Origin of the sequence: Exiguobacterium sp. s194 (assembly GCF_018618275.1) — a bacterium.
In the GTDB taxonomy this organism is placed as follows: domain Bacteria; phylum Bacillota; class Bacilli; order Exiguobacteriales; family Exiguobacteriaceae; genus Exiguobacterium; species Exiguobacterium chiriqhucha.
The window spans coordinates 99,024-124,657 of the sequence record NZ_JACSLT010000004.1 but is presented as its reverse complement, the minus strand read 5'-3'; the positions used below and the strand labels follow the sequence as shown (position 1 = coordinate 124,657).

Genomic DNA, 25,634 nt, shown 5'->3' with positions numbered 1-25,634 from the left:
CATTCGAGAGGTTTCTTTTCATTTTAAACAGCAAATGGAATAAAAATTCTTATAAAGTGATGATTAGAAATCATCGTGCGGCTTCCGCCCCGTCACGGCAACCGTATGATAATCACGTGAGTCAGGACCGCGAGTCTCGACGACGTCGGTCAGACCAAGCGCGGAAGCGGCGGGGATGAACTGTTCCCGCACGATGGATGCGATGCCGTCCCACGTCACGTCAGCTTTCCCGTCACAGTACGTGATGACGAACAACCCGCCCGGTGCGAGGACACGTTCGATTTCGGGAAGCACCGCAGGCACGTCTTCCCAAAAGTAGAGGGTATGGATGCTGAAGACGCGGTCAAACTGTGCGTACGGGAACGGGAGCGTTCCGAGGTCGCCTTCGACGACATCAGCTCGCCCGGCTTGCACGTCCGTTCGATTTCGTCGGAGCGCCGAGCGGACGATAGTCGGGGAACGGTCGAGTCCGGTCACATGCACGTGCTCAAAGCCACGTAATATCTGTGCAAGCGCGTCGCCGGCCCCACAACCAAGGTCGAGAACGCGATTGTCGGGCTGAATCTGAAGTTGCTCAATCGTCCAATCGACTTCGACCCGGTGTTGCCAGACCATCTTCTCGCCGATGTACGTCCCGACGATGCCGCGCGGGTTCTCGTATTGACTGTCAATCCATGTTTGGAGACGTGTGAAGCGCATCGAACCATTCCTTTCCGAATCCAGTAGATGTAGATTGAGTGTAGCACAACCATTTTGGGAAGGGAGTTGAATCGATGCGTTCCTTTTGGATTTTCGGCAATCAGTTGTCGCACGAACTCGAGCTATTCAATCACGTTAAGAACGATGACGTCATCGTCATGATCGAGGCGACATCCCGGGCGATGTGGCGGCCGTACCATAAACAAAAGCTCGTCCTCATCTTCTCGGCGATGCGTCATTTCGCCGAGGAGCTGCGCGACAAAGGCTACACGGTCGACTATCATGAGGCCGACTCGTTCCAGGATGCATGGGACGACCACTTCAAACGGTATGAACCAGAAGAGATTCATTACACGGCCGTCACCGACGCCGCGATGGAGAAAAAGCTGCGGCAGTTCGGTCAGAAGCAAAAGCTCGTCGAACACTCGGACGTGCCGCTCTTCTATTTAACGAAGAAGGAAGCGCTCGACACGATTGGCAACGCGCCGTGGCGGATGGATCGTTTCTATCGCCAGATGCGGAAACGGTTCGACGTGTTGCTCGAGGACGGGAAGCCGCGCGGTGGCAAATGGTCGTTCGATGCGGATAACCGCCAGCCGCCGAAAGACGGGCTGACGTTCCCGGCACCGATCCATTTCCGACCGGACGTCATCACGAAAGACGTCATCCAAAAAATCGAGACCGACTTCGCCGACCATCCAGGAGACATCACTCCGTTCGTCTGGCCGGTGACACGCAGTGAGGCACAACGGGCGCTCGCTCGTTTCGTCGAAGCACGTCTCGAGACGTTCGGTCCGTATCAGGACGCGATGCTGTCGGACAATCAAGACATGTCGCATAGCCTGCTGTCGGCGGCCATCAACATCGGGCTACTGACACCGGACGAGGTCGTTCAAGCGGCCATTGCGTCGGATGCGCCGCTCGCCTCGGTCGAAGGATTCGTTCGTCAAATTCTCGGCTGGCGGGAATATATGCGCGCCGTCTATGTGGCGACGATGCCGGGCTACGAGTCGGTCAACACGTTCAAACATGAGCGTGACTTGCCGAGCTATTTCTGGGACGCCGAGACGGACATGCACTGCGTCCATCAAAGTGTAAAACCCGTCATCGAGCGGGCCCATAACCATCACATCCAACGGCTCATGGTGCTCGGCAACTTCGCGACGCTGTTCGAAGTGTCGCCACAACAGACGAGTGACTGGTTCAACGAGATGTATATCGATGCCTACGACTGGGTCGTGCTACCGAACGTGCTCGGGATGGCGCTCCATGCCGACGGCGGGCGCCTCGCGACGAAGCCGTATATCGCCTCGGGAAAATATATCGACAAGATGAGCGACTACTGTAAAGGTTGCAAGTATAATCCGAAACACACGACCGAAGAGGACGCCTGTCCGTTCAATGCACTCTATTGGCACTTCATCGACAAGCACGAGGAGCGGTTCGCGAAGAACCAACGCATGAAGATGATGGTCCGTAACTGGCAAGGGCGGGACGATGCCGTCAAAGCCGACATTTTGGCGAAGGCGAGACAGACGCTCGACGAAACCGACTCCTTATGAGTCGGTTTTTTTACGTCATCTTCACAAACTTTTGCATCTGCTTCACGGCCGCTTTACATTCATCCGTTACGATATGACTTGTGAGACCCCTCATGCCAAGTGAATAGCAACCGGTAGAACATTCGAGAGACCAACAGAAGCCCGTACGTCGATGACGTCCTGTTTCTGTTGGTCCTTTTTTCTAGGGAAGGATGATTCAAGTGAATGAAACACTTCGCACGATCGGACAAGAGAAGATGATTGCCTCCATCAAATCACCGAAACAACTCGAGAAGTTCCTGCAGTCGGACGTGACGACGACGTTCCTCATGATGGGGACGCTCAGCACGCTCGACCGCTATGTCGCCCATTTGAAACGCGAGAATCGGACCGTGTTCCTGCACGCTGAACGCATCAACGGCATCAGTCTCGACCGGGACGGCATCGACTATTTGGCGAAACGCGTCGGCGCCGACGGGATTGTGACGACGAAGGCGTCTGTCATCCAACACGCCAAACGGGCCGGCCTGATGACGGTGCAGCGCCTATTCCTCGTCGACTCGGACGCGATCACTTCAGGCATCAAGATGGCGAAAGACCAACAGCCGGACGCGCTCGAACTGATGCCGGGTCTCATTCCGAGTGTCATCGAGCACGTCGCGGAACACGTCTCGTTGCCGATTGTGACGGGTGGGATGATTCGAAAACCGATTCACGTGCATGAAGCACTTTCTCACGGGGCGTTCGCCGTCTCGACCGGGGATGAGCGATTATGGGCGTCGCAAGGAATGAAGGAGGATATCATATGAAATCGATTCAACTGCAGAATATCAAAAAGTCATACGACGAGACGGAAGTCATCCGTGGCATCGACGTGACGATCGAGGCCGGTGAATTCTTCGCCCTCGTCGGACCGTCGGGTTGCGGGAAGAGCACGATGCTCCGGATGATTGCCGGGCTCGAGTCAATCACGAGCGGGACGCTCCGCATCGACGGCGTCGCCGCGAACGACTTGAAACCGAGCGAACGCCAACTGTCGATGGTGTTCCAAAACTATGCGCTCTATCCGCATATGACCGTCGAGAAGAACATCACGTTCGGGTTACATACGAAAGGACTGACGAAGCTCGAGCAGCGCGAACGCTGCATGGAAGCGGCCGAAACGCTCGGACTGACCGACTATTTGAAGCGAAAGCCGCGTGAACTGTCGGGCGGGCAACGGCAACGGGTCGCCTTGGCCCGGGCCATCGTCACCGAGTCACCAATCTGCCTCATGGACGAGCCGCTCTCGAACTTGGACGCGAAACTTCGGGCCAAAATGCGCTCGGAGATCCGACAGCTGCAACGCAAGCTCAAGCTGACGATGATTTACGTCACCCATGACCAAGTCGAGGCGATGACGATGGCCGACCGGATGATGCTGTTGAACGATGGCGAGGTCCAACAAGTCGGTCAACCGCTCGATTTGTACAACAAGCCGGCGAACACGTTCGTCGCCTCGTTCATCGGTTCACCGCCGATGAATTTGACGCCGGTGCAGCGGAGTGACAAGGGCTGGGTCGCCTCGGACGGACGCCTGTTCCATCCGAACACGCTGACGCGAGAAGATACGGCGACGCTCGGCATCCGCCCGGAACAAATCACGCCGGCGAAAGAGGATGTCACGTTCTATGCCGAACTGAAGAACATCGAGGTGCTCGGCACGGAGACGATTCTCGCCTTCGATATGGGTGGCGTCGAATGGCTCGCCAAATGGCCGGGACAATGGCCGCTGTCGATCGGGGAGAAGATCGCCTGTTACGTCGACCCGAAACAGATATCTTTGTTTGATACGAACGGCAATCGTATCGAACCGCGGCAACCGAAACTGTTCGAGGCGTTGGAGGTGTTCCAATGACGGTCGCCCTTCCGAGACAACGCGTCCGGACCCGATTATCGGACGCGACGAGCGGGCTTTTCTACTTGTCCCCGTCGATCGCGTTATTTGGGATTTTCCTCGTGTATCCGCTGTTCCGGACGATTTACTTGAGTTTCTTTCAAACGGACACACAAGGGACGCCGCTCAGTTACGTCGGCGGCGAGCATTACGCCAAGCTGTTCACGAGCGCCTCGTTTTGGCAGAGCATTCAGGCGACGGTCGGCTTCGTTCTGTTGACCGTCCCGCTCACAATCATCATCGCGCTCGGTCTGGCGCTCCTCGCCAACGAGAAGCTGCGCGGGATTGGCATCTTCCGGACGGCGTTCTCGGCGACGATGGGGATGAGCGTCGCAGCCTCATCTGTCATTTGGATGTTCATGTACAACCCGTCCATCGGCATCTTCAACCGTTTCTTGGAAGCGATCGGAACGAGCGGGGTGCAGTGGCTCCTCGACCCGCAGTATGCGCTCCTATCCGTTTCGCTCGCGACCGTCTGGATGAACATCGGCTTCACATTCTTGATTCTTCTCGGCGGGCTGCAAAACATCGACCGGACGCTATACGAGAGTGCGGACATCGCCGGGACGGGGTATTGGACCCAGCTCCGAGCAATCACCATCCCGATGCTGTCACCAACCCTCTTCTTCGTCGGCATCATCTCGCTCATCAATGCGTTTCAGACGTTCGGGCAGATTGATTTGCTGACGAAAGGCGGGCCGACGAACTCGACGAACGTCATCGTCTACGCCATCTATAAGGACGCGTTTATCAACTATAACGTCGGCGGGGCGAGTGCGCAGGCCGTGCTCTTGTTCCTCGCGGTCCTGACATTGACGTGGCTCCAGTTCAAGCTCGTCGAAAGGAAGGTGCATTACCAATGACGCTTCGGAAAGTAGTCACGTATACGCTCCTCGTCTTGAGTGCCATCGTTATGCTGTTCCCGATCGCCTATGCGTTCTCAATCAGCCTGATGGACGGGAGTGAGGTGTTAAAAGGCAACCTCATCCCGCGCGACGTCACGTTCGACAACTATGTCGCTGCGTTCGAGCGGATTCCGCTCATGACGTACTTATGGAACAGTCTCGTCGTCGCACTCCTCGTCATGGTCGGTCAAGTCGTCTTGTCGAGTCTTGCCGCCTTCGCGTTCGTCTTCATCAACTTCAAAGGGAAAGGGCTCATCTTTATGCTCTTCCTCGCGACGATGATGGTGCCGTGGGAAGCGACGATGGTACCGAACTTCTTGACGATTCAGTCGCTCGGCTGGCTCAACTCGGTGTGGGGGCTGTCGGTGCCGTTCTTCGCGCTCGCGTTCGGAACGTTTTTGCTAAGACAACAGTTCAAAACGATTCCGTACGAGATGTACGAGGCGTCACAAATCGCCGGCATCAGCCGCTTCCGTTTCTTTTGGAGCGTCGTCTTGCCGGTCTCGAAGACACCGCTCGTCACGTTGTCGGTATATAGCTTCTTGACGACATGGAACATGTACTTATGGCCGCTCCTCGTGACAAACACGGAGCAGGCCCGCACGGTTCAAATCGGGATTAAGCAGATGCAGTCGAACGAGGTCGCCTCGGATTGGGGCGTCGTCATGGCGGCGGTCATCATGATCATCATCCCGACGCTGATGCTGTTATTCGCAGGACAAAAGCAGTTACAGGAAGGCTTGACGCAAGGTGCGATCAAATAATAGGGGGAAACGTTCATGAAAAAGAAAGCATTATTCGCAGGGTTGGCCAGTTCGGTATTATTGCTCGGGGCATGTGGCAGTCAAGAAGCGGAAGAGGCAGCGGCGACCACGACGACGGATGGGAAGACAGAAGTCGTGTTTTGGCACGCGATGAGCGGGGACTTAGAGACCGCACTCAACAACCAAGTCGACGCTTTCAACGAGTCACAGGACGACTATGAAGTGAAACCGGTGTTCCAAGGCACGTATGAAGAGGCGCTCACGAAGTTCAACGCCGTCGCAGGGTCACCGGACGCACCGGCCATCATGCAGACGTTCGAGGTCGGCACGAAGTATATGATCGACTCGAACAAAATCACGCCGGTCCAGGAGTTCATCGACAAAGAGGACTTCGATACGGGCGTCTGGGAAGAGAACATCTTGAGCTATTACCAAGTCGACGGCAAGCAGTACTCGATGCCGTTCAACTCGTCGACACCGGTGCTCATCTACAACAAAGACGCGTTCGAAAAAGCAGGCCTCGACCCAGAGAAAGCGCCGCGCACGTATGACGAGCTGAAGCAAGCGGCGAAGGCACTGACGACCGACGGGCAGACCGGCTTCACGATGCTCAACTACGGTTGGTTCTTCGAGCAACTTGTCGCCGCGCAAGGCGGGCTCTATGTCGACAACGACAACGGCCGTAGCGGGGCACCGACGAAAGCTGTCTTTGATGGGGAAGAAGGGCAGAACGCCTTCAACTTGATTAAAGAGATGTATGACGAGAAGACGTTCATGAACGTCGGTCAAAACTGGGACGACATGCGTGCCGCCTTCCAATCCGGAAAAGTTGCCATGTATCTCGACTCGTCGGCTGGGATTCGTACCGTGGCGGACAACGCTGACTTCGAGGTCGGGGCGGCGTACTTGCCGGTGCCGAACGAAGCCGATCGTGAAGGTGTCATCATCGGTGGGGCCTCGCTCTGGATGGGTGACGGGATCGCCGACGAGACGAAGCAGGGCGCATGGGAGTTCATGAAGTATGCGGCGTCGAAAGAAGCACAGGCCAAATGGCACGTCGAGACGGGCTACTTCGCCATCAACCCGGACGCGTATGACGAGCCGGTCGTCAAAGAGATGTGGGCTGAGTACCCGCAACTGAAAGTGACGGTCGATCAATTGAGTGAGACGAAAGCCTCACCGGCGACACAAGGCGCGCTCATCTCGACGTTCCCGCAGTCACGTCAAAGCGTCGTCAACGCCATGGAGAGCCTATACCAAGGCGTATCGGTCGAAGAGGCATTGAAGCGCGCGGCCGATGAGACAACTTCCACCTTGGGACAATGATATGTTGATTTACGCACATCGCGGCTATAGCGCCAAGTATCCGGAGAACACAATCAGCGCGTTCAAGGCGGCGTTTCCTCACGTCGACGGCATTGAGCTCGATGTCCAATTGACGCGCGACGGACGCCTCGTCGTGATCCATGACGAGACGGTCGACCGGACGACGAACGGAAGCGGCTTCGTCAAAGATATGACGCTTCGGCAGCTCCGCTTGCTCCGGACGGAGAGCGGGGAACGGATCCCGACGCTCGAGGAAGTACTCGTCTTGATTGAACCTTCCGACGTCACGCTCAATATCGAGTTGAAGACGGATCAATTTGATTATGAAGGAATCGAGTATTTGACGTGGCTCGCCGTCACCGAGTTCAAGTTAGAAGAGCGTGTCGTCTTCTCCTCGTTCAACCCGGACACGCTCGTCCGGTTGCGGGACGTCGCCCGCGAGGCGCGAATCGCCGTCTTGACCGGGGACGGGCATCCGAATCTGGTTGAATTTGTGGAACGAGTCGGAGCCGAGGCGGTTCATGCTCAACCGGCATTTATCGGGACGAGAGATGCGGCGATGATTCGCGAACAAAATCGGTTGCTTCGCCTGTATACCATCAATGACCCGAGCGAGTTGCCGGACATGACTGGTGTCGACGCCATCATGACGGACGAGGTCGAGCGGTTCCAATCGAGGTTGCGTCATTGAAGTGAGGCTGGATATAACTCAATCGATATGTAAGAAAGAGTCCAGCTGGCGCGACGTGTTCGCATCAGCTGGACTCTTCTCATGGCAATTCTCCAAATTTAGTATTCTTTGTTCAACGTGGTAAATTCATCTTCTTTCAAAGGTGAATCGCCTTTTGAATTATGTCCATAATAGGTGACGACGTACTCTTTCTCTTGATTGGTTTTGACGAAAAATTCATACTCGACTCTGTTTTCGTCCTCGAAATTCAAGCGATATAAGTACCCAAATTGATTCATGCTGAACTCGACATCATAGGCGCTCTGATCGATTGAAAAATGCTCAGTTAACGTTTCGTTCAAAAAAGTTTCTCGCTGATCTACCTCATGAAGAAGGAAAAAGACACCTCCTAACAGGAGTAATGCAAAAGCGAGTTGAAACTTAGGTGTAGGTTTGTTAGATGCCATCTACATCAGCCTTCCTTAAATGAAATCAATCAACTGCTACCGCACGAAGCACGAGTATATATGACAAAGACCGCTCAATGAAGCGGTCTTTGTCATGTCTTCTTCGGCGAATCACTAAAAGCAAAATACAACCCGATGCCAATTGCGAGTCCAATCAAGTAGTGATCGAGCGCGATGGCAGTCGAGACACCGACGCCGAGGGCGAGCGGAAAGGCGTAGCTGCCGGTCGTTTGTTTATTGGACATGGAGCATGTCTCCTTTGTCCAATTACTACGGGCGCCGCCTCAAAAAGTTTCAAGCCTTCTTCTTCGTCCCTTGGAACGCGAAGAACATCGCGATGCCAATCCCGAGTCCGAGCCACCAGTTGTCGAACAACAGCCCGAAAATGAGAATAAAGGCGACGGCGACCGGGAGTGCCAAAAAGCCACGTTGACGTTTCATGCGAATCATCCTTTCTACGTCTCTCTTCTCGTCTGTTCCCGCTTTAAAGGTGATTCATTCAAAAAAGACGGTCCTGTCAGTCGGACGTCTCCCGTTCGGCGAGTGACGTCGCATGCGTCGAACTATTGGGATATAAGTAGATGGAGAACGTCGTGCCTTCCCCGTACACGGAGTCGGCATGGATGCCCCAGCCGTGCGCTTCGGCGATCCGTTTACAGATGCGAAGGCCGAGACCGGTCCCTTTGATCGGGCGGTGTGCATCCGAGTCGACCCGGTAATACTCATCGAACACATACGGGATGGCGTCACTCGGGATGCCGATTCCGGTGTCACGGACCGACAGGACATACGTGTCGTCTTCGGTCGTCAGCTCGACATAGACCGTGCCGCCGTTCGGCGAATACTTGATCGCGTTCCCAATCAAGTTATGGAGCAGTTGCAACAGCTTCTCCTGATCGGCCTCGAGGGTCATGTCATCCGCAGACAAGATGACGTCATGCTGGGGGGCTGTCGCCTTATAGTGTGCGACGATGTCCTCGAGCAATGGTCGCAAGTCGAACGTCGACAACGACAATAACTCCACGGAATAGTTCACACGCTGGTAGTCGAGGAAATTATCGACGAGCCGCTCGAGCCGCTCGGCCTCCCGTTTGACGAGCGTCAACATCCCATGCGTCTTTTCATCGTCGTGATGTTGGTACATGAGCAGTTCCGCGTAACCATTGATGGCCGTGAGCGGGGAACGGAACTCGTGGGACAGTTCGGCCAGGAAGGCGTCTTTCTGCTCCTCGAAGCGGATCGAGTCGGTGATGTCTCGCCACATGAGGAATGCGCCGCGCGGCGTATGTGTGAAGTTCACAATGACTTGCATCGTTCGCTCGCCGATGCGGAGCGACTTCGCATCCATGCTCGGGAAACAGCCGAACCGGTTCGTCATGAGTTCTTCCCAAAACAGCGTTACATCGTTCATATCTGCGCCGTTCCGCTCGAACGCTTCGTGGAAGAACCGGGTCATGTCTTCTGGGCGCGAGAAACGCTGGTTGACCATCGAGGGACAGATGGCGCGAAGCTGTTCGTTCGAATACAGATGGTTCCGTGTGAAGTCGATATAACAGACCGCATCTTGAACTTCTTCGACAAGTGAATGAATCGGTAACGACTGGGGTGCGTGAATCTGGTTCATTCGTTTAGCCGTCGAGCGCCCATGGTACCGGCGAGCCGGATAGAATGACTTTCGAGTCATCGCGCGAACCTCCCTTCGATATAAAGCTATATATATACGTAAAGTAATATCGACATACTCCTTTATTATACGATATTCGCCGATGATTCCCTATACCCCCCATAGACCTAGCTAGAAATGGGTCACAACCGGGATAGTCGGACGGAATGCGCACGATTCTAGGAAAAAACACCTTCCTCGTATGTTAGAGGAAGGTGGTAGGATTAGAACAACGTATACGGGTTGACGCTATTGGCAGCCGTCGAGCTGCTGTAGACGTATTTATTTTTATGGATTTCGAAATGAAGGTGGCTTCCGAACGAGTTGCCGGTGTTGCCGACCGTTCCAATTTTCGCGCCTTTGGCGACTTTTTGTCCTTTGACGACGTTCAAACGATCCATATGGGCGTAGACGCTCGTGTACGCTTGACCGTTGATTGTATGCGAAATCATGACGTGGTTACCGTACGCTCCATAGTTACGGGCGACGATGACTTCACCGTATGCTCCAGCTTGGACTGTCGTGCCTTTCGCGGCCGCCAAGTCGATGCCGTTATGGAACGTGTAGCCGTATTTGCCGCTCGCCGGGCCATACCCTTGCGTCAACGTGCCTTTCGCAGGAATCAAGAACTTGCCCGCTGTCGCTGTTTGGAGTGACGTGCTGCTATATTTTTTAACATATGTACTCGAGACGTATTTTGTACTGCCATTATAATTGATTTTTGTCCATGAACCGGTCGCGCCGAGATAGGTGAACGTTTGGCCGAGTTTGGCACTGCCGACTTTTTGATAAGACGTCGATGGGCCGCTCCGCACGTTCAAAACATTCGTCGTGACTTTGACTTTATACGATGTAGCTGCCTCTACCGGTGTCGAAGCGGGAAGTGTCAAGCCGGAAACAAGAAGGGCGCCTAATGTGATCGTCATCAGTTGTTTTTTCATAGTATGGTAAATCCTTTCAATTATGGAACAATGCGACAGAACAATGATAATTACCTTATAAAAAAATTTTACCATCAAAAAATAGATTCTAATATGTCATTTATATTTCAAAAAAGTATAATCGTTATGAAAACGATTTTGTATTGTAGAAAGTCCAGTCATATCAACGAAAATGAGACGTACAACATTTTGTTGGTAAAAGGATATATGCCTAAAATTCAAAAAAACTCCGATTTCTCGCTGTTTAGCTTTTGAAAAACAGGGTAATTTTAATTAGTTTAGCCTAGATAAAAAAAGGCTGATGAGAATCAATCTCTTTTGTCAGTTGTTTCCTTGAAATGCTTCGTCCCATACATAAGAAAAACCGAGGCATGTGCCCCGGTTTCACTTGCCTGCTCTTACTGAGAAGGCGTGACCACGTTCCGACAAACGTCTCGATTAAGGTGCCGACAGTTCTTCCTCGGTGACCCATTTATGGTTGGTCACTTCTTCGCCGGATTCTAACGTGAAGTCGACCATATAGACCGTCGTCGCTTCGACAGAATCGATGGTAGCAGTCGTGCCGCCCATACCGCTCATATGCTCGGCATTGACTTCAACCTCGTCGCCGACCTCATACGGTGCGTCCTGTGCATCCTCAATCTCTTCGTGAATGATCCATTTATGGTCTTTGACGCGCTCACCGCCATGCATCGGATCATACGAGATACTGTAGGCGACCGTATCGTAGGCGCCGACGATGGTCGCTTCCGCGCCTTCCATGCCAGGCATATGGGCCTCTGTGATGACGGCCGTGTCGCCGACCGCGAACGTCGGGTTCTCTGCTGACTTCAAGCCTTCGGGGACGTCACCAGACCCGGACATGTCCATTCCTGAATGGTCGTTCCCGTCCATCGTCTCTTCCATTTGACCATTCATGTTCGTATCATTATTCGTCGTGTCGTCTTCACCACAAGCAACGAGTAAACCGCTCAGTGAGAGTGCCATCGTCATCATTCCAAGTTTCTTATTCCATTTCATTCATATTCCCTCCAAGTTAAGTGTGATTAGTCTACTTTCAATTGTCCCATCATCCCGTTTTCTTCATGCTCCAGAATGTGGCAGTGATACATAAACGTCCCTGTCTCTCGAAACGTCATTTCAATGTTCACTTTCTCGCCCGGTGCGACGGCGACCGTATCTTTCCAGCCACGTTCGTTGTCAGGCGGAGGCTTGCCGTCCCGTTCAAGTATCCGGAATTGGACGCCATGGACGTGGAACGGGTGGGTCATCCCGCCCATCATGTCTTCTCGGTTATAAATTTCCCACACCTCGGTCGAGCCTTGCCGGACGTTAATGTCAATCCGGTCAGGGTCGAACTGTTTGCCGTCAATCGTCACCATATTGCCCATCCCGAACAACGTGAGCCGGCGATCGGCCTCGCTCGACTCGTTAGCGACAGGGGCTTCCGTGAAAGCATCCGTCCAATCACCGTCTTGCTCGGTATGGTCGCGCACCGTGAACGTCGTGAACGGAATCCGGTCAGCTTGAAGAGCGAGATTGTCCCCGATCGACAAGTCGGAGAAGTCGATTAAAATCTCGACACGTTCGCTAGGTGTGAGCGTCAACGTCTCAAGCGAAACCGGTCGATCGAGCAATCCGCCGTCAGTCGCGATTTGAGTGAACGCCTCCCCGTTCGATAGGGAGAAGTCGAAATTTCGGGCGTTAGAGCCGTTGACGAGACGGACGCGTAACGTATTCGTCGTCACGTCGAACGTTGTATTGATCGCTCCGTTCGCAATCAACGTATCACCGACCGTCCCATCGACGTTCATCTGACGGTCGTAATCGAGTTGTCCGTCGTCTGTGAAGAGACGGTCTTGAACGATGAGCGGGATGTCATCGACACCGTATTCATTCGGCAACCCGGTCTCCGCTTGATCCGTCACGTACAAGAGTCCGGCCAAACCAAGGTATACTTGTTCGGCCGTCGCGCCCATCGGATGTGGGTGGAACCAGAGTGTGCCCGGTTCTTGGTCGATGTCGAGACGAACTTGTCTTTGTTCGCCCGGGGCAATCGATTGATGGGGTCCGCCGTCTTCGGCTCCCGGGATGACGAGACCGTGCCAATGGAACGAGGTCGGTTCATCGAGCTGATTGATTGTATTGATATAGACGGTCTTTCCAGCTGGCAATTCAATCATCGGTCCGAGCAAATTCCCGTTATAGCCGAGCGTCTCGGTACTGACACCTTGATTGAAAAACCGGTGCTCGCCACGTTCGGTACGAACCGTATAATAGAGCGCCTCGTCCGTGACACGGTCAGGTCGTAGCCGTTCCGGGATGGGGAGTCGTTGATTCGGTTCGTTCGACGCGACGAGCTCGACGGTACCCCCACGTCCCATCCCGCCGTTGCCATGCATCATGCCACCATCGTTTCGATCTCCCATGAATGAACCGTTTCCCATCATCCAGTTTCCAGGAGCAAACGTGAACAAAAGCAAGAACAATCCAATCACGATACTGACTATAACCATCCCAATGACCCATTTCGTTACGCGGTTCATAAGGCATCATCCTTTCGGTTAAAAGCGAGAGCCTATTTAGTTATACCAACAAGTTATGAAATATTTGTTAAACGGAAAATAAGTTTTTATATACTATATAGGGGTATATGGTATACATAGGAGGTGGTCAACGTGGAACATTCACACCACGCGTCATCTCATCATGAACACGGGGAAGCGCATGACTCGCATACCGGCGGACATGAAGGGATGATTGAAGAGTATAAGCGTCGATTTTTCGTCTCGTTAGGGCTGACGATCCCGATTCTCATCTTGTCAGATATGATTCAAGAGTGGGCCGGTTTCGAACTCACGTTTCCTTATGAAAAGGAGACGCTATTCGTGTTGGCGACGATTGTGTACGTCTACGGAGGGTGGCCGTTTTTGAAAGGGAGCATCGATGAATTGCGTCAACGAAATCCGGGGATGATGATGCTGATTGGACTTGCCATCAGCGTCGCGTACTTCTATAGTGTTGCCATCGTGTTCGGATACGGGCATGGGCATGACTTCTTTTGGGAGTTGGCGACGTTAATCGTCATCATGTTGCTCGGGCACTGGATTGAGATGCGCTCAATCATGGGTGCGTCGAACGCGTTGCAACAGCTCGTTCGTCTATTACCGAGCGTGGCACACCGCATCAACGGGAGTGACATCGAGGACGTTCCCGTCTCGGCGCTCGCTGCTGGGGATTTGATTCTCGTCAAACCGGGCGAGCAGATTCCTGTCGACGGGGAACTGCTGAAAGGGCGGACGACGGTCGATGAGTCGATGTTGACCGGTGAATCGATGCCTGTCGAAAAAGAGACCGGGGATGTCGTCATCGCAGGATCAATCAACCAAGAAGGTAGCATGACGATTTCGACGACAAGCACGGGAGAGAGCACATACTTGGCGAAAGTCATCGACTTGGTCAAAGAAGCGCAGGAATCCAAATCGAAAACGCAAAACCTAGCCAATCGGGCCGCCAAGCTCTTGTTTTATGTCGCCGTCGGATCGGGAGTTCTGACGTTCGCCATTTGGGTCGCTCTCGGATATCCGGTCAGTATGGCTGTCGAACGAATGGTCACCGTCATGGTCATCTCATGTCCGCACGCGCTCGGTCTCGCGTCTCCGCTCGTCGTGGCGGTCTCGACAGCCCTGTCGGCGAAACGCGGACTGTTGATTCGGAATCGGACTCAATTCGAAGAGGCGCGTCATCTCGATGCGGTCATTTTCGATAAGACGGGAACGTTGACGCAAGGCGATTTCGGGGTGACGGACATTGAAGCCGCATCTGCTCATACAGAAGAGGACGTGTTACGTCTGGCCGCCGCGGTCGAGACGGCCTCGCAGCATCCGCTCGCACGAGGCATTCTTCGGGAAGCGGAAGCACGCAAATTGACGTTGCCTGAAGTCGTCGATTTCGCTTCGATCACGGGGGTTGGATTAGAAGGACAGGTAGAGGGAGGTCACGTTCAAGTCGTCAGCCCCCGCTATATTCGGGAGCATGAGCTCTCAATTGACGAAACGGCGTTCGACCAGTTATCAGCCGCCGGGAAGACCGTCGTCTTCACGATTCGAGACGGAGACTTGGTCGGTATGATCGCCTTGGCGGACATGGTTCGCGATGAAGCGAAAGAGACGGTCCGAGCGTTGAAAGACCGGGGCGTCCGTTCGATCATGCTCACTGGTGACAACCGAAAAGTGGCCGACTGGGTGGCGTCGCAACTTCATATCGAGGAAGTGTACGCCGAAGTGTTGCCGGATGATAAATCACGGCAAGTGCAAACCGTCCAAGCCGACGGCAGCAAAGTGGCGATGGTCGGGGACGGCATTAATGATGCACCGGCTTTGGCCCAAGCGGACGTCGGCATTGCCATCGGGAGCGGCACCGACGTCGCCGTCGAAACGGCCGATATCGTTCTCGTCCGGAGCAACCCGAAAGACGTGCTGTCGATTCTCGACTTGTCTCGCAACACATACAACAAGATGATTCAGAATCTGTGGTGGGCCGCCGGCTATAACATCGTCGCCATCCCGCTCGCGGCCGGTGTGTTGGCCCCAATCGGCATCATCTTGTCACCGGCCGTCGGTGCCGTGCTCATGAGTCTCAGTACCGTCATCGTCGCGCTCAATGCCCGGACGCTCAAGCTTTAACAATTCTTTCATCTTTGGTCTCTATAATGAGGAGGATGCTAAAGATGGAGGGAACTATTATGAAACGAAAGCTACTCGTACCGATGTTTTTGACGACTGTATTTCTTGCCTCGTGTGGGGGTGCGACACCAGCGAGCGAGTCGAAGGAACCGGTCACGGAAGAAAAAGAGACGTCGACGGAACAGGTGCCGGACCGCTGGACAGCGACAAAAACAGGCACCGCGGTCTCCCATATTCACGGTGCCGGCTTTTGGCCAGACGGGCGTCCGGTCATTGCGACGCATACGGGACTGATGGAATTCAGAGAAGACGGCTGGTACGAATTGTCGTCGAACCGTCACGACTATATGGGCTTCGAGCTCGTCAAAGACGGATTCTATGCGAGTGGTCACCCGGCACAGGATTCGCCGTATAAAAATCCCCTCGGTGTCGTCCGTGGGACCGATAAAGGGGAGACGCTCGAGATTCGCTCGTTAGAAGGTGAGGCCGATTTTCACTATATGAGTGCGGGTTTCGAATCCGAGAGCCTCTACGTGTATTTGGAAACGGCGACCAGTGAACTCGAACCAGGTTTTTATCGGTCGCTCGACGGCGGTACGTCGTTTGAGCCGATGGAGATGGATGGCATCGAAGGTCGAGGCATCGCCGGCATCACGGCCGATGCAAGTGAACCGAAACGCGTCTTCGTCTATGGTCCGGACGGCATCCTCGTCTCAGACGACGGGGGAGACACGTTCGAGCCGTTCCTGGAACAGAAGAATATCGTCACGATGGCATCGACGAAAGGGAAATTGGCGTCAATCACGAAAGACGGTGCCTCGTTCGATCTTGTGGTCTCGGATTTGACCGACGAGACGGAGACGACCGTTGAGCTGCCCTCGCTGAACGCGGACAGCGTCCCGATCGAACTGGTCAGCCAAAACGGGCGATTTTTGCTAGCGACATCGGATAACAGTGTGTATGTCTTTGAAGACGAGGAATGGACGCAACTGTTGCAAGCAGGAAAAGTGAAATGAAAAAAATCCGGCGCCTGAGCTCAGGTGCCGGATTTTTTTAGTGGAGCGGAAGCGTGATGGTGAACATCGTCCCAGATGAATCAGAGGCGACGGTCAACGTACCATCATGCAACCGGATGATTTGATGGGCGATGGCAAGCCCGAGTCCACTGCCACCCGTACGACGGGAACGTGATTTTTCGACCCGGTACAGGCGATTGAAGATGTGAGGCAGATCTTCTTGAGGGATACCTTTCCCATCGTCTTGAATCGTGAAGTGAAGTGCTTCATCCGTAAGTTGCATATCGAATCGGACGTGGCGTGCCTCGCTATGTTGAATCGCGTTGTGGGCGATGGAGCGGAACACTTGTAAGATGCGATGTCGATCTAACTGTAAGACGACGTCCTTGGAGGAGCAATCGGTGCTACTAGCAAACGCGATCGGTGTCACTCGGAACATCGTGGTGAGCACGCGTTGCAAATCGTCACAGAGCGCATCGACGGCCACGGGTTCGCGATGCAACGTGAACGTGTTCTCGTCCAACTGGGCGAGCTGGAACGCGTTCTCGACGAGCTCGGTCAACGCTTGGCTCTCTTCGAGAATCGTCTGAATCGACTGTTCTTTTAACGACTCTGGCGTCTGCGGTTTGGATGCGATTTCGGCATATCCTTGCAGATACGTGAGCGGCGTTTTTATCTCGTGGGCGAGGTCCGACAAGAACTGATTCCGTTCTTTCCGGAGACGAGCCAGTTCAAGCGACATTGCTTCAATTGAGCGGGCCAACTCGCCGATCTCATCTTCTCGGGACGTCGGCAGGGTTAACGTTTCGGGATTCGTCAACACATCCTCGGTTGCTCGGCGCAACAGCTGAATCGGGTTTGAAATCAACCGGCTCAGCAAGACGAACGTCATGATGGTGATGACGAGGGCGATGCCGGTGATATAAAGAAACCGGAGCTGGAGCCGATGGCTGATGCCATGAATAATCTCGGTCGGTAGAAACATATACACATACCCGTAGCGGGTGTCGCCTTCCATTGCATCAATCGGGGTCCGTACCGCGAGATACGGTTCGTTCTCCCAATCGTCTTCGAGGATGGTCGTCATATTGCCATCGCCTCGGTCCGCTTCCGTTTGGACGAGCACCGAGAGCGGGTCGGGGAAGCGGTTGGATGTCTGTAGAATCGAGTGGTCGGGAGCGGTGATGGCGACTTTCGTATCGGTCTCGCTCTCCATCGTCGCGACGTGGCCAATCGTCTCTTCATCAAAACTCATCGCCAGTACGCTCGCATGGCTTTCCGCTCTCGATTCGAGCCGGTCGATTTCTTCGACGACACGTTCACCGAGGAGCGTATGGTAGAGCAATAAGAACAAGACGCCTTCAATCAATAACGTCGTCAATAAAAAGATCAGGCTGATTCGGAACGGGAGGCTATTACGTCGGAATGTCATGAGTCCGACCGCTCCTCGGTCCAGCGATAGCCGCGTCCCCACACCGTCTTCAAATAATCGTCAATCGGGAAGCCGGCCTCACCGAGTTTGTCGCGAATCATGCGGATATGGGCATCGACCGTGCGCGGGTCCGACTCGGACGAGTAGGGCCACACCAAGTCGTATAAATCCATCCGGTTGTATAGCCGGTTCGGATGTTGCAAGAACAGTTTCAAGATGGCCGTCGCTTTCGGCGTCATGACGATTTCTTGTTCTCGATAGAGGATCCGTCCGCTCGCTTCCTCATAGCGCAGCTGTCCGTAGTTCACATTGGTGACACGGCTCCGTCGCAACACCGCACGAATCCGGGCCAGGAGCACATTTCCTTCGAATGGCTTCGTGACATAATCGTCGGCACCTGCGTCCAACCCGCGGATCGTGGTCTCACTGTCCGAGCGGGCCGTCAACAAGACGACGGGCAGTTCGGCATCGAGCGCCTTGATTTGGCGGCACAACGTGATCCCATCGACGCCGGGCATCATGATGTCGAGCATCACCAAGTCCGGACGTTCGGAAATCCGTTCCATCGCTTCTCGTCCGTCAGCGGCCTCGATACAGGTGTAGCCGTCGCCTTCTAAGAATAAGCGGAGCAACCGTCTCATTTTCATTTCGTCATCGACAATCAAAATTTTCATATGTGGTCCTCCTATGATTCTGAGCCGTCTCGTCTACGTAACGGTTTCGAGAGAAGGGGAACGTTCTCCTTGTCCCTCAGGGCAGTTCGGGCGATTGAAGAAAGCGTCGGACGAGTGCGGGTTCGTCGAACGGCACGGCCGCGTCTCCGATGCGCTCGACGCGGTCATGCCCTTTCCCGAATAAGACACCACAGTCGTAGCCGTCCATCCGTTCGCAGAAGAACCGGATGGCTGCTTCGCGTTCGTCGAAACGTGCAAGCTCGGCAGATTGTCCCGTCGCCAAATCGTCAAGGATTTGTTGCGGATCTTCGTGACGTGGGTCATGGACCGTCAAAATCATATCCGCGCCTGAAGCAACGACGACCTCTGTCATGATGTTTCGCTTCATTCGGTCACGTTCGCCGGCAGCACTGAGCAGCACGAGTACACGAGGGTAGCGGGCCGTCAATGCCGTCACGACTTGTTTGATGGCGTCCGGCGTATGTCCATAGTCGATATAGACCGATTGTTCGATTCCGGTCACTCGTTCGAGGCGTCCGCTCGGCAACGTCAACTTCTTAACATGAGGAAGGACCTCTGCCAACGGAACCCCGGTTTGCAGGACAATGCTGATGGCGCACAACGTGTTATCGAGGTTATAGTCCTCATAGAATGGGAGGGGAGATTGGACCGCTTCGTCACCCAATTCGAGCATGAACTGCTCGTCTTTTCGATGCCCGACCAAGTCCGCGGCAGTCGACTGACGGCTGAACAAAAACGAGTTGGCGATGGATGGTGCCATCGACAACATGAGCGTGTGATGCGGATCATCTTCATTGACGATCCCACATCCAGACTCCGTCAACTGTGCAAACAACTGGGCTTTTGTGTAGGCGTACGTCACCATCGTCCCATGATAGTCCAAGTGATCGTGGGACAGGTTGAGGAATGAAGTCGTCTCGAACTCCAAGCCGGCAATCCGTGCCTCCGCGATGGCTTGGGATGAGACTTCCATCATACAGTCGGTGACACCTGACTCGACCATGGCGTGAAGGTGGCGATTGATCGTCAACGGGTCAGGCGTCGTGTTCGGTGTCTCAAACGTCTTCCCGGCGTATGTGATGCCGAGTGTGCCGATGAGTCCGGCTGACATGCCGACGTGATCAAACAATTGATGGGCGAGCGCCGTCGTCGTCGTTTTTCCGTTCGTCCCGGTGACGCCATGCAGACGAAGTCGCGTCGAGGGATGGTCATAAAACGCACTGGCGAGTTCGGCGAGGGCATGTTTCGTATCTTTACAATAGATGACAGGTACCCGGGCCTCAATCGGACGTTCGGCGACGATGGCGACCGCCCCGTTATGAATCGCCTCGTTCACGTAGTCATGGCCATCATGGCGATAGCCTGAGATACAAACAAATAAAAAATTTTGTTTAATTTCTTTTGAGGAGAAGGAAATGCCCTCAATCATCGTTTCGGCAGGGTTGTCTATATACGTCCATGTCACGAGCTGTTTCAGCTCTGTCAACAGGTCTTGCAAGGTTTTCAACACTTCGAATTTCTCCTTTGTCGGCAAAGTCCATTTTGACAGTATAGCCCTTGTTTGTGAAAAAGAAGTGAAATGAGACAGAGGCGCATGTCGCGAGCGAGTCGCCGATGTTTTAACGAATTTGGATTAGGCAATCGATTATGTAGACAGACCATCAGAAAAGGAGGAGTAGACGATGAAACCTTACGCAAAATTCGGAGTGATGATTCTCGTGTCGACATTCCTCATGTATTGGCTCATGTATTTGAACGTGTTCCAACTCGACCACGTCTTCTTCAGTCAGACACGCTTGTATATGGCGCTCATCATGGGATCGGTCATGGCGTTCGTCATGTTGCTGTTCATGTGGGGCATGTACAAAAACAAGAAGTTGAACGCCGTCATCTTAGGTGTGAGCGCGCTCGTGTTCGGGCTCTCGCTATGGCTCGTCCGGAGCCAGACGACGGTCGATGACGTCAGTTGGATGAAGGCGATGATCCCGCACCATTCGATCGCCATCTTGACGAGCGAGCGGGCCGAGATCGAGGATCCGCGCGTGAAACAGTTGTCGGAAGACATCATTGAAGCACAGCGGCGTGAAATTGAAGAGATGAAGCGGTTGATTGAAGAGTTAGAAAAAGAAGAAGAGGAAGCAGCAAAAGAAGCTAAATCGACAACAACAGCGACCGAGTGATGCGGTCGCTGTTGTCATGTGTCCGGATGAAGTTGGGCCTCAATCAATGCGACGGCAATCGTCAGCGCTTGAATTCGCCGTTTGGCGAGTGTCAGTTGTGATTTGTAACGCTCGGGGTGATCTTTCGCCTCGAGCGTTTTCACGGTCTCGTGCAGTTTATGGAGAATCGAATCGATTTGACGTTTCGCTTCCGTCAGTTCTGTCGTTGAATAATCCATGTGACCTCCTAAATGATTTTTCCCCAGTATACATAAGAAAAACCGAGGCGATTGCCCCGGTTCAGCGTATTTGCGGTATATATTTTCTAGTACGGCGGTTTGTCGAGCGCGGTGCGACGAGGAAGAAGATTCCTAACATCACACCGACCCCAAGTCCCCAAAGACTGTTGAACAGAAGCATCAACACGATCCCGAAGACGAGTCCAATACTCACATCACCCATACGGTCAAACATTTGTAACCACCTTTTCTGTGTTTGCTAGACTAAAGGTTTACCCACAATTGAGAAGTGAACCACCTGGGAGGCTAGCACATCTCCCTTTTGTTATACGTGATTTTTCTGACCAGGTTTCGTTTTATAGAAACTATAGACGACACTGACCAAGATGACGAGGACGATTGCGCCAAGCGACATCCAAATCGGCATTTTGTATACGTCGCCCAATACCATCTTCGCTCCGATGAAGACGAGCATGAAGCTGAGTCCGTGCTTCAAGTAGTAGAAGCGGTCAATCAAGTTGGCAAGGACGAAATAGAGGCTACGGAGTCCAAGAATCGCCATGATGTTCGCATAGAAGATGATATACGGGTCACGCGAGTAGGCGAAGCTTGCCGCGACCGAGTCGACGGCGAAGACGATATCCGACAGCTCGATGAAGATGAGCGCGATGAACAGCGGTGTGAAGAACAGTTTGCCGTTGATGCGTTTCGTGAACTTACCAGACGAGATGTCTTGCGTGATCGGCAAGCGGCGCTCGAGCCAACGAATCGTCTTGTTCTCCTCGAGCGACTCGTCCTTACCGATGTTCTTGAACATCATCCATCCTGTATAGATGAGGAAGGCACCGAACACGTAATAGACCCAACCGAAGTTCTCTAAGAGCGAGACGCCAGCCACGATAAAGACGGCCCGGAAGAAGATTGCCCCGAGAATGCCCCAGAACAACACCTTATGCTGATACTTGAGCGGAATCGCGAAGTAGGCGAACACGAGCGAGAAGACGAACACGTTATCGATGGCGAGTGCCTTCTCGATGAAGTAGACGCTCGCATATTCTGTCGCGACGGTGCTGCCTTGCGAGTAGAACAACCAACCGCCGAACGCGATGGCGATCCCGATCCAGACGAACGTCCATGTCCATGCCTCACGGAGCGAGACTTCGTGTGCCTTGCGGTGGAACACCCCGAGGTCAAGCGCGAGCATGAAGATGACGAGTGCCAAAAAGGCGATGAGTAATGTCAACAATAATTCCTCCTTTTTAAGTTCGTGTGAACTCTATATGTTTAATTTAAGGTCATAAGAACTTAAAGTCAAGAGGGTAAACCGCGATTCCACAAAAAAACACTCCGAATCGATTTCGGAGTGTGCAAACTTAACGCTGTTCAGAGCGACGTGACCAGATGACCCGGACGATGAAAGCGCCTAGTCCGAGAAGGATGACGGCGAGGACGCCATACATGACATGCGAATACGTCTCGATATGGCCGAGCCACACTTGCCAATTCTCCCCGACGTACACGCCGACAAAGATGAGCACCGTGTTCCAAATGAGCGTCCCGAGTGTCGTCAGCATCAAAAATTTGACGAACGGCATGTTCGACATGCCGGCCGGAATCGAGATGAGGCTACGGACGACGGGGACGAATCGACCGAAAAAGACGAGTTTCGGTCCAAAGCGGTCGAACCAGCGATCGGCCATGCGGACGTCATCCACTTTCAAATAGAGACGTTTGCCGTAACGCGCGACCCATGACTCGAGACGCTCCTTGTCGAAAAATAATCCGACGCTATACAAAACGATGGCTCCGATGACCGCACCGACCGTCGCGGCGAGAATCATCCAGACGGGTGTAAGCGTGGTCGTCGTCGTGAAGAAGCCGCCGAATATTAAAATGAGCTCGGACGGGATAGGTGGGAAGACGTTCTCGATAAAGATGAGGAAGAGCACGCCCCAATAGCCGAACTGCTCAATCATTTGTTGAATCCATTGTTCCATGAATCGGTTCTCCTTGCGTATTGTGACATCTCTGTCTACTTTACCCGACGGCAAGGAGCACGCCCATACGACTTGAGGTTGAATTTTGACTCAAATCGCACCGACGACCGCGTGTGGGATGTACGGTTCTTCGAGCGAAGCGATCTCGTCCGCTGTCAGCGTGACGTTGAAAGCACCGACCGCCTCGTCCAAATGACGCTGCTTCGTGGCACCGACGATTGGCGAGGTGACCGTGTCTTGTTGCAAGAGCCAGGCGAGGGAGACTTGTGTCCGGGTAATTCCCCGCGTCTCAGCGATTGCGGCGACCCGCTCGATGATGAGCCGGTCGGCGTCCATCGTCGCGTCATACTTCGAACGTTGAATCACGTCCGTCTCAGAGCGGTGGGTCACGGTCGACATGTCGCGTGTCAGGCGCCCCGAGGCGAGCGGACTGTACGGTGTGACCCCAATTTTCTCTTCCCGGCAGAGCGGCAGCATTTCACGCTCTTCTTCCCGATAAATCAAGTTCAAATGGTTTTGCATCGACACGAACCGGGTCCAGTTGTTTCGTTCCGCCACGTGGAGCGCTTTTTGGAACTGCCAGGCGTACATTGCCGATGCACCGATATAGCGGGCCTTCCCGGATTTGACGACGTCATGGAGCGCCTCCATCGTCTCTTCGATCGGTGTGTCATAGTCCCAGCGGTGGATGATATACAGGTCGACGTAATCGGTGCCGAGCCGTTTCAAACTATGATCGATTTCCGACAGAATCGCCTTCCGCGACAAGCCGCCACCGTTCGGACCGTCGTGCATTCGACCGTGAACTTTTGTCGCGAGAACGATCTCGTCCCGGTTCGCATAATCCCGAAGCGCACGTCCGACGTATTCCTCGCTCGTGCCTTTCGAGTAGATGTTTGCCGTGTCAAAGAAGTTGATACCGAGGTCGAGTGCTTGTTTGATGATCGGACGGGTCGCCGCCTCATCGAGTACCCAGTCATGAATCCATCGGTTCGCGTCGCCAAAGCCCATACAGCCGAGACAGAGCCTTGAGACATCGAGTCCCGTATTGCCAAGTTTTACGTATTCCATGAAAATGCCTCCTTCAAAGTTGATACGTGGAGAGTAACCGTTCGAACTCATCCACGGTGCTGTCGTCGTTGACGGTCAATCGTAATTCGGTATGGGTGTCGATCGGAAGCGCTAGCGCCTCGACAAGCGCCTCTGGCGTCGGTTCGAGTCGGAATGAATCGAGCCGAATCACCACGTTATGGGCAAGTGCGAAATGCGCACAACGGGTGAGCAATGTCGCGAAGCCACGTTCGACCGTCACGTGATACGTCTTTTCCATGTCGATTCCCCTCCTTTGCCACCAGTATGACGCGAGATGTGGGGCGGGCGTTAGCGCGTTCATGTCGTGTTTTTGCCTAATCCTCTCAACAGGTTGGACAGGGCTCGTCCAAGAAAACGATCTGCCGTATACTGAAGGGGAGAAAACCGAGGGAGGGTGAACGACATCGAGACACGACTGCAACTGATTGACGTCATCACACGACACATACCGGGGGACGGGGTGCATCCGACGATCGTCCCGGCGATGACGTTCATTCATGAATCGATGGTGACCGAACCGATCACACGCGTCAATGAACCGTCATTTTGCCTAATCCTGCAGGGGGGGAAAGAGATGTTGTTCGGTGACGAACGGCTCGTCTACGAGGGCGGACATTACCTCGTTGCCTCGGTCGACTTGCCTGTGACGGGACAAGTGACGAAAGCGAGCGCAGACGTCCCATACGTGGCGTTGAAACTCGAGTTGACGATTGACGACTTGATCGATGCCGTCGGGCACGTCGAGCTGACCGAGCCGCGTGAACCGAAACGAGGCATGTATATCGCCGATGCCGACGAGGCGTTGTTCGATGTCGCGCTCCGTCTCGCTCGTCTCGTCGACACACCGGATCATGTGGCACTCGCGCCGCTCTATAAGCGCGAACTCCTGTATTGGGTGGCGCAAGGGTCGAACGGGGAGATGCTGCGGCAGTTGGCGTTCGAGGGGAGTCAGGCGTTCCGGATCAAACGCGTCATCGACCACATCATCGCGAACTTCAACGAGACGATTCGAAGTGAGGAATTGGCCCGCGTCGCCAACATGAGCGTCTCGACGCTCCACCGTCATTTCAAGGAAGTGACGGCGATGAGCCCGCTCCAATTCCAAAAGCAGTTACGGCTCCAAGAGGCGAGACGGCTGTTGCTCATGCAGGCGACGGACGTGGGCGAGGCGGCGTTCCAAGTCGGCTACGAGAGTCAATCGCAGTTCAGCCGCGAGTATGCCCGGTTGTTCGGGCTGTCGCCACGGGCCGACGTGCGGCAACAACGACAGCTTTGACAAACGAAATGCGCGAGCGGTATGCTTGAGGGGAAAACGACATACATCAGGATTGTTACTGGATTGCCAGGCAAAACCTAAACTGGGCGCACGTGTTGCGTCTGGTTTAGGTTTTTCTTGTGTTCAGGACA

The 25,634-nt window shown here is 53.9% G+C and carries 28 protein-coding genes; 11 read left to right on the top strand and 17 right to left on the bottom strand.

Annotated elements, in window-relative coordinates:
• Window positions 1-63 precede the first annotated feature (63 nt).
• Window positions 64-699: a class I SAM-dependent methyltransferase gene (locus KNP85_RS06250; RefSeq protein WP_214802218.1), complete on the bottom strand. Its 636-nt coding sequence runs from the start codon at window positions 697-699 to the stop codon at window positions 64-66.
• 74 nt (window positions 700-773) lie between these two features.
• Here KNP85_RS06250 and KNP85_RS06245 point away from each other — a divergent pair, with 74 nt between their 5' ends.
• The 7 genes from KNP85_RS06245 to KNP85_RS06215 all read left to right on the top strand — a co-directional run bounded on the left by KNP85_RS06245 (window position 774) and on the right by KNP85_RS06215 (window position 7,862).
• Window positions 774-2,261 carry a cryptochrome/photolyase family protein gene (locus tag KNP85_RS06245; protein WP_214802215.1) on the top strand — a complete coding sequence of 496 codons (1,488 nt, stop codon included), beginning with the start codon at window positions 774-776 and terminating at the stop codon, window positions 2,259-2,261.
• Window positions 2,262-2,461: 200 nt separating this feature from the next.
• Window positions 2,462-3,049: a glycerol-3-phosphate responsive antiterminator gene (locus KNP85_RS06240; RefSeq protein WP_021066164.1), complete on the top strand. Its 588-nt coding sequence runs from the start codon at window positions 2,462-2,464 to the stop codon at window positions 3,047-3,049.
• Window positions 3,046-4,137: an ABC transporter ATP-binding protein gene (locus KNP85_RS06235; protein WP_021066165.1), complete on the top strand. Its 1,092-nt coding sequence runs from the start codon at window positions 3,046-3,048 to the stop codon at window positions 4,135-4,137. The genes KNP85_RS06240 and KNP85_RS06235 overlap by 4 nt, the downstream gene beginning before the upstream one ends.
• The gene (locus KNP85_RS06230; RefSeq protein ID WP_214802212.1) at window positions 4,134-5,039 is read left to right on the top strand and encodes a carbohydrate ABC transporter permease; all 906 of its coding nucleotides are present in this window, start codon (window positions 4,134-4,136) and stop codon (window positions 5,037-5,039) included. The genes KNP85_RS06235 and KNP85_RS06230 overlap by 4 nt, the downstream gene beginning before the upstream one ends.
• A complete protein-coding gene (locus KNP85_RS06225) occupies window positions 5,036-5,845 on the top strand; it encodes a carbohydrate ABC transporter permease (RefSeq protein ID WP_214802209.1) in 810 nt (269 codons plus the stop codon). Before KNP85_RS06230 ends, KNP85_RS06225 begins: the two co-directional genes overlap by 4 nt.
• A 15-nt stretch (window positions 5,846-5,860) precedes the next feature.
• Window positions 5,861-7,171: an ABC transporter substrate-binding protein gene (locus KNP85_RS06220; RefSeq protein WP_214802206.1), complete on the top strand. Its 1,311-nt coding sequence runs from the start codon at window positions 5,861-5,863 to the stop codon at window positions 7,169-7,171.
• A 1-nt stretch (window position 7,172) separates the two neighbouring features.
• Window positions 7,173-7,862 carry a glycerophosphodiester phosphodiesterase gene (locus KNP85_RS06215; RefSeq protein WP_214714424.1) on the top strand — a complete coding sequence of 230 codons (690 nt, stop codon included), beginning with the start codon at window positions 7,173-7,175 and terminating at the stop codon, window positions 7,860-7,862.
• 98 nt (window positions 7,863-7,960) lie between these two features.
• Here the strand turns inward: KNP85_RS06215 and KNP85_RS06210 are convergent, their stop codons facing one another.
• The 7 genes from KNP85_RS06210 to KNP85_RS06180 all read right to left on the bottom strand — a co-directional run bounded on the left by KNP85_RS06210 (window position 7,961) and on the right by KNP85_RS06180 (window position 13,458).
• Entirely contained in the window at window positions 7,961-8,308 is a 348-nt protein-coding gene (locus tag KNP85_RS06210; protein WP_214802203.1) for a hypothetical protein, read from the bottom strand.
• A gap of 92 nt (window positions 8,309-8,400) precedes the next feature.
• Window positions 8,401-8,553, bottom strand: a complete 153-nt coding sequence (locus KNP85_RS06205) for a hypothetical protein (RefSeq protein ID WP_160327095.1) — start codon at window positions 8,551-8,553, stop codon at window positions 8,401-8,403.
• A 49-nt stretch (window positions 8,554-8,602) separates the two neighbouring features.
• Window positions 8,603-8,749, bottom strand: coding sequence for a hypothetical protein (locus KNP85_RS06200; RefSeq protein WP_021066172.1), 147 nt, complete (start codon window positions 8,747-8,749; stop codon window positions 8,603-8,605).
• A gap of 76 nt (window positions 8,750-8,825) precedes the next feature.
• Window positions 8,826-9,992 carry a sensor histidine kinase gene (locus tag KNP85_RS06195; protein WP_251136243.1) on the bottom strand — a complete coding sequence of 389 codons (1,167 nt, stop codon included), beginning with the start codon at window positions 9,990-9,992 and terminating at the stop codon, window positions 8,826-8,828.
• 203 nt (window positions 9,993-10,195) lie between these two features.
• Window positions 10,196-10,912, bottom strand: coding sequence for a peptidoglycan DD-metalloendopeptidase family protein (locus tag KNP85_RS06190; RefSeq protein WP_058764770.1), 717 nt, complete (start codon window positions 10,910-10,912; stop codon window positions 10,196-10,198).
• Between the two features lie 438 nt (window positions 10,913-11,350).
• A complete protein-coding gene (locus KNP85_RS06185) occupies window positions 11,351-11,932 on the bottom strand; it encodes a YdhK family protein (RefSeq protein WP_214802200.1) in 582 nt (193 codons plus the stop codon).
• Window positions 11,933-11,958: 26 nt separating this feature from the next.
• Window positions 11,959-13,458, bottom strand: a complete 1,500-nt coding sequence (locus KNP85_RS06180; protein ID WP_251136242.1) for a multicopper oxidase family protein — start codon at window positions 13,456-13,458, stop codon at window positions 11,959-11,961.
• Window positions 13,459-13,740: 282 nt separating this feature from the next.
• On the opposite strand from KNP85_RS06180, the gene KNP85_RS06175 reads away from it, so the two are divergent.
• Window positions 13,741-15,597, top strand: a complete 1,857-nt coding sequence (locus KNP85_RS06175; protein ID WP_370448607.1) for a heavy metal translocating P-type ATPase — start codon at window positions 13,741-13,743, stop codon at window positions 15,595-15,597.
• Window positions 15,598-15,656: 59 nt separating this feature from the next.
• Entirely contained in the window at window positions 15,657-16,613 is a 957-nt protein-coding gene (locus KNP85_RS06170; protein ID WP_131471400.1) for a F510_1955 family glycosylhydrolase, read from the top strand.
• 37 nt (window positions 16,614-16,650) lie between these two features.
• On the opposite strand, the gene KNP85_RS06165 is transcribed toward KNP85_RS06170, so the two are convergent.
• The 3 genes from KNP85_RS06165 to KNP85_RS06155 form a co-directional block, all read right to left on the bottom strand.
• Window positions 16,651-18,045 carry a sensor histidine kinase gene (locus KNP85_RS06165; RefSeq protein ID WP_214714420.1) on the bottom strand — a complete coding sequence of 465 codons (1,395 nt, stop codon included), beginning with the start codon at window positions 18,043-18,045 and terminating at the stop codon, window positions 16,651-16,653.
• Window positions 18,042-18,719 carry a response regulator transcription factor gene (locus KNP85_RS06160; RefSeq protein WP_214802198.1) on the bottom strand — a complete coding sequence of 226 codons (678 nt, stop codon included), beginning with the start codon at window positions 18,717-18,719 and terminating at the stop codon, window positions 18,042-18,044. The genes KNP85_RS06165 and KNP85_RS06160 overlap by 4 nt, the downstream gene beginning before the upstream one ends.
• Window positions 18,720-18,795: 76 nt before the next feature.
• Window positions 18,796-20,250 (bottom strand): UDP-N-acetylmuramoyl-L-alanyl-D-glutamate--2,6-diaminopimelate ligase, encoded by a 1,455-nt coding sequence (locus KNP85_RS06155; RefSeq protein ID WP_214802196.1) that lies wholly within the window; start codon window positions 20,248-20,250, stop codon window positions 18,796-18,798.
• 172 nt (window positions 20,251-20,422) lie between these two features.
• Between KNP85_RS06155 and KNP85_RS06150 the strand changes: the two genes are divergently transcribed.
• Entirely contained in the window at window positions 20,423-20,920 is a 498-nt protein-coding gene (locus tag KNP85_RS06150; RefSeq protein WP_128123443.1) for a DUF305 domain-containing protein, read from the top strand.
• A gap of 14 nt (window positions 20,921-20,934) precedes the next feature.
• On the opposite strand, the gene KNP85_RS06145 is transcribed toward KNP85_RS06150, so the two are convergent.
• The 6 genes from KNP85_RS06145 to KNP85_RS06120 all read right to left on the bottom strand — a co-directional run bounded on the left by KNP85_RS06145 (window position 20,935) and on the right by KNP85_RS06120 (window position 24,465).
• Window positions 20,935-21,138, bottom strand: coding sequence for a hypothetical protein (locus KNP85_RS06145; RefSeq protein WP_214802192.1), 204 nt, complete (start codon window positions 21,136-21,138; stop codon window positions 20,935-20,937).
• 61 nt (window positions 21,139-21,199) lie between these two features.
• Window positions 21,200-21,373: a hypothetical protein gene (locus KNP85_RS06140; RefSeq protein WP_214720335.1), complete on the bottom strand. Its 174-nt coding sequence runs from the start codon at window positions 21,371-21,373 to the stop codon at window positions 21,200-21,202.
• A gap of 90 nt (window positions 21,374-21,463) precedes the next feature.
• Window positions 21,464-22,381 carry a TerC family protein gene (locus tag KNP85_RS06135; RefSeq protein ID WP_214802189.1) on the bottom strand — a complete coding sequence of 306 codons (918 nt, stop codon included), beginning with the start codon at window positions 22,379-22,381 and terminating at the stop codon, window positions 21,464-21,466.
• A gap of 130 nt (window positions 22,382-22,511) precedes the next feature.
• Window positions 22,512-23,135 (bottom strand): DedA family protein, encoded by a 624-nt coding sequence (locus KNP85_RS06130; RefSeq protein ID WP_021066186.1) that lies wholly within the window; start codon window positions 23,133-23,135, stop codon window positions 22,512-22,514.
• A 90-nt stretch (window positions 23,136-23,225) separates the two neighbouring features.
• On the bottom strand, window positions 23,226-24,206 hold the full coding sequence (locus KNP85_RS06125) for an aldo/keto reductase (RefSeq protein WP_214802187.1): 981 nt from the start codon (window positions 24,204-24,206) through the stop codon (window positions 23,226-23,228).
• Window positions 24,207-24,219: 13 nt separating this feature from the next.
• Window positions 24,220-24,465, bottom strand: coding sequence for a hypothetical protein (locus KNP85_RS06120; RefSeq protein WP_214802185.1), 246 nt, complete (start codon window positions 24,463-24,465; stop codon window positions 24,220-24,222).
• 156 nt (window positions 24,466-24,621) lie between these two features.
• Here KNP85_RS06120 and KNP85_RS06115 point away from each other — a divergent pair, with 156 nt between their 5' ends.
• Window positions 24,622-25,503 carry an AraC family transcriptional regulator gene (locus KNP85_RS06115; protein ID WP_021066189.1) on the top strand — a complete coding sequence of 294 codons (882 nt, stop codon included), beginning with the start codon at window positions 24,622-24,624 and terminating at the stop codon, window positions 25,501-25,503.
• The last annotated feature ends 131 nt before the right edge of the window (window positions 25,504-25,634 follow it).

Coding starts and splice junctions, on each gene's coding strand:
- KNP85_RS06205 (WP_160327095.1), bottom strand. CDS start 8,553: ATGTCCAATAAACAAACGACCGGCAGCTACGCCTTTCCGCTCGCCCTC.
- KNP85_RS06210 (WP_214802203.1), bottom strand. CDS start 8,308: ATGGCATCTAACAAACCTACACCTAAGTTTCAACTCGCTTTTGCATTA.
- KNP85_RS06145 (WP_214802192.1), bottom strand. CDS start 21,138: ATGGATTATTCAACGACAGAACTGACGGAAGCGAAACGTCAAATCGAT.
- KNP85_RS06250 (WP_214802218.1), bottom strand. CDS start 699: ATGCGCTTCACACGTCTCCAAACATGGATTGACAGTCAATACGAGAAC.
- KNP85_RS06190 (WP_058764770.1), bottom strand. CDS start 10,912: ATGAAAAAACAACTGATGACGATCACATTAGGCGCCCTTCTTGTTTCC.
- KNP85_RS06170 (WP_131471400.1), top strand. CDS start 15,657: ATGAAACGAAAGCTACTCGTACCGATGTTTTTGACGACTGTATTTCTT.
- KNP85_RS06245 (WP_214802215.1), top strand. CDS start 774: ATGCGTTCCTTTTGGATTTTCGGCAATCAGTTGTCGCACGAACTCGAG.
- KNP85_RS06160 (WP_214802198.1), bottom strand. CDS start 18,719: ATGAAAATTTTGATTGTCGATGACGAAATGAAAATGAGACGGTTGCTC.
- KNP85_RS06120 (WP_214802185.1), bottom strand. CDS start 24,465: ATGGAAAAGACGTATCACGTGACGGTCGAACGTGGCTTCGCGACATTG.
- KNP85_RS06165 (WP_214714420.1), bottom strand. CDS start 18,045: ATGACATTCCGACGTAATAGCCTCCCGTTCCGAATCAGCCTGATCTTT.
- KNP85_RS06125 (WP_214802187.1), bottom strand. CDS start 24,206: ATGGAATACGTAAAACTTGGCAATACGGGACTCGATGTCTCAAGGCTC.
- KNP85_RS06215 (WP_214714424.1), top strand. CDS start 7,173: ATGTTGATTTACGCACATCGCGGCTATAGCGCCAAGTATCCGGAGAAC.
- KNP85_RS06140 (WP_214720335.1), bottom strand. CDS start 21,373: ATGTTTGACCGTATGGGTGATGTGAGTATTGGACTCGTCTTCGGGATC.
- KNP85_RS06195 (WP_251136243.1), bottom strand. CDS start 9,992: ATGACTCGAAAGTCATTCTATCCGGCTCGCCGGTACCATGGGCGCTCG.
- KNP85_RS06220 (WP_214802206.1), top strand. CDS start 5,861: ATGAAAAAGAAAGCATTATTCGCAGGGTTGGCCAGTTCGGTATTATTG.
- KNP85_RS06130 (WP_021066186.1), bottom strand. CDS start 23,135: ATGGAACAATGGATTCAACAAATGATTGAGCAGTTCGGCTATTGGGGC.
- KNP85_RS06175 (WP_370448607.1), top strand. CDS start 13,741: ATGATTCAAGAGTGGGCCGGTTTCGAACTCACGTTTCCTTATGAAAAG.
- KNP85_RS06180 (WP_251136242.1), bottom strand. CDS start 13,458: ATGAACCGCGTAACGAAATGGGTCATTGGGATGGTTATAGTCAGTATC.
- KNP85_RS06235 (WP_021066165.1), top strand. CDS start 3,046: ATGAAATCGATTCAACTGCAGAATATCAAAAAGTCATACGACGAGACG.
- KNP85_RS06225 (WP_214802209.1), top strand. CDS start 5,036: ATGACGCTTCGGAAAGTAGTCACGTATACGCTCCTCGTCTTGAGTGCC.
- KNP85_RS06200 (WP_021066172.1), bottom strand. CDS start 8,749: ATGAAACGTCAACGTGGCTTTTTGGCACTCCCGGTCGCCGTCGCCTTT.
- KNP85_RS06230 (WP_214802212.1), top strand. CDS start 4,134: ATGACGGTCGCCCTTCCGAGACAACGCGTCCGGACCCGATTATCGGAC.
- KNP85_RS06150 (WP_128123443.1), top strand. CDS start 20,423: ATGAAACCTTACGCAAAATTCGGAGTGATGATTCTCGTGTCGACATTC.
- KNP85_RS06185 (WP_214802200.1), bottom strand. CDS start 11,932: ATGAAATGGAATAAGAAACTTGGAATGATGACGATGGCACTCTCACTG.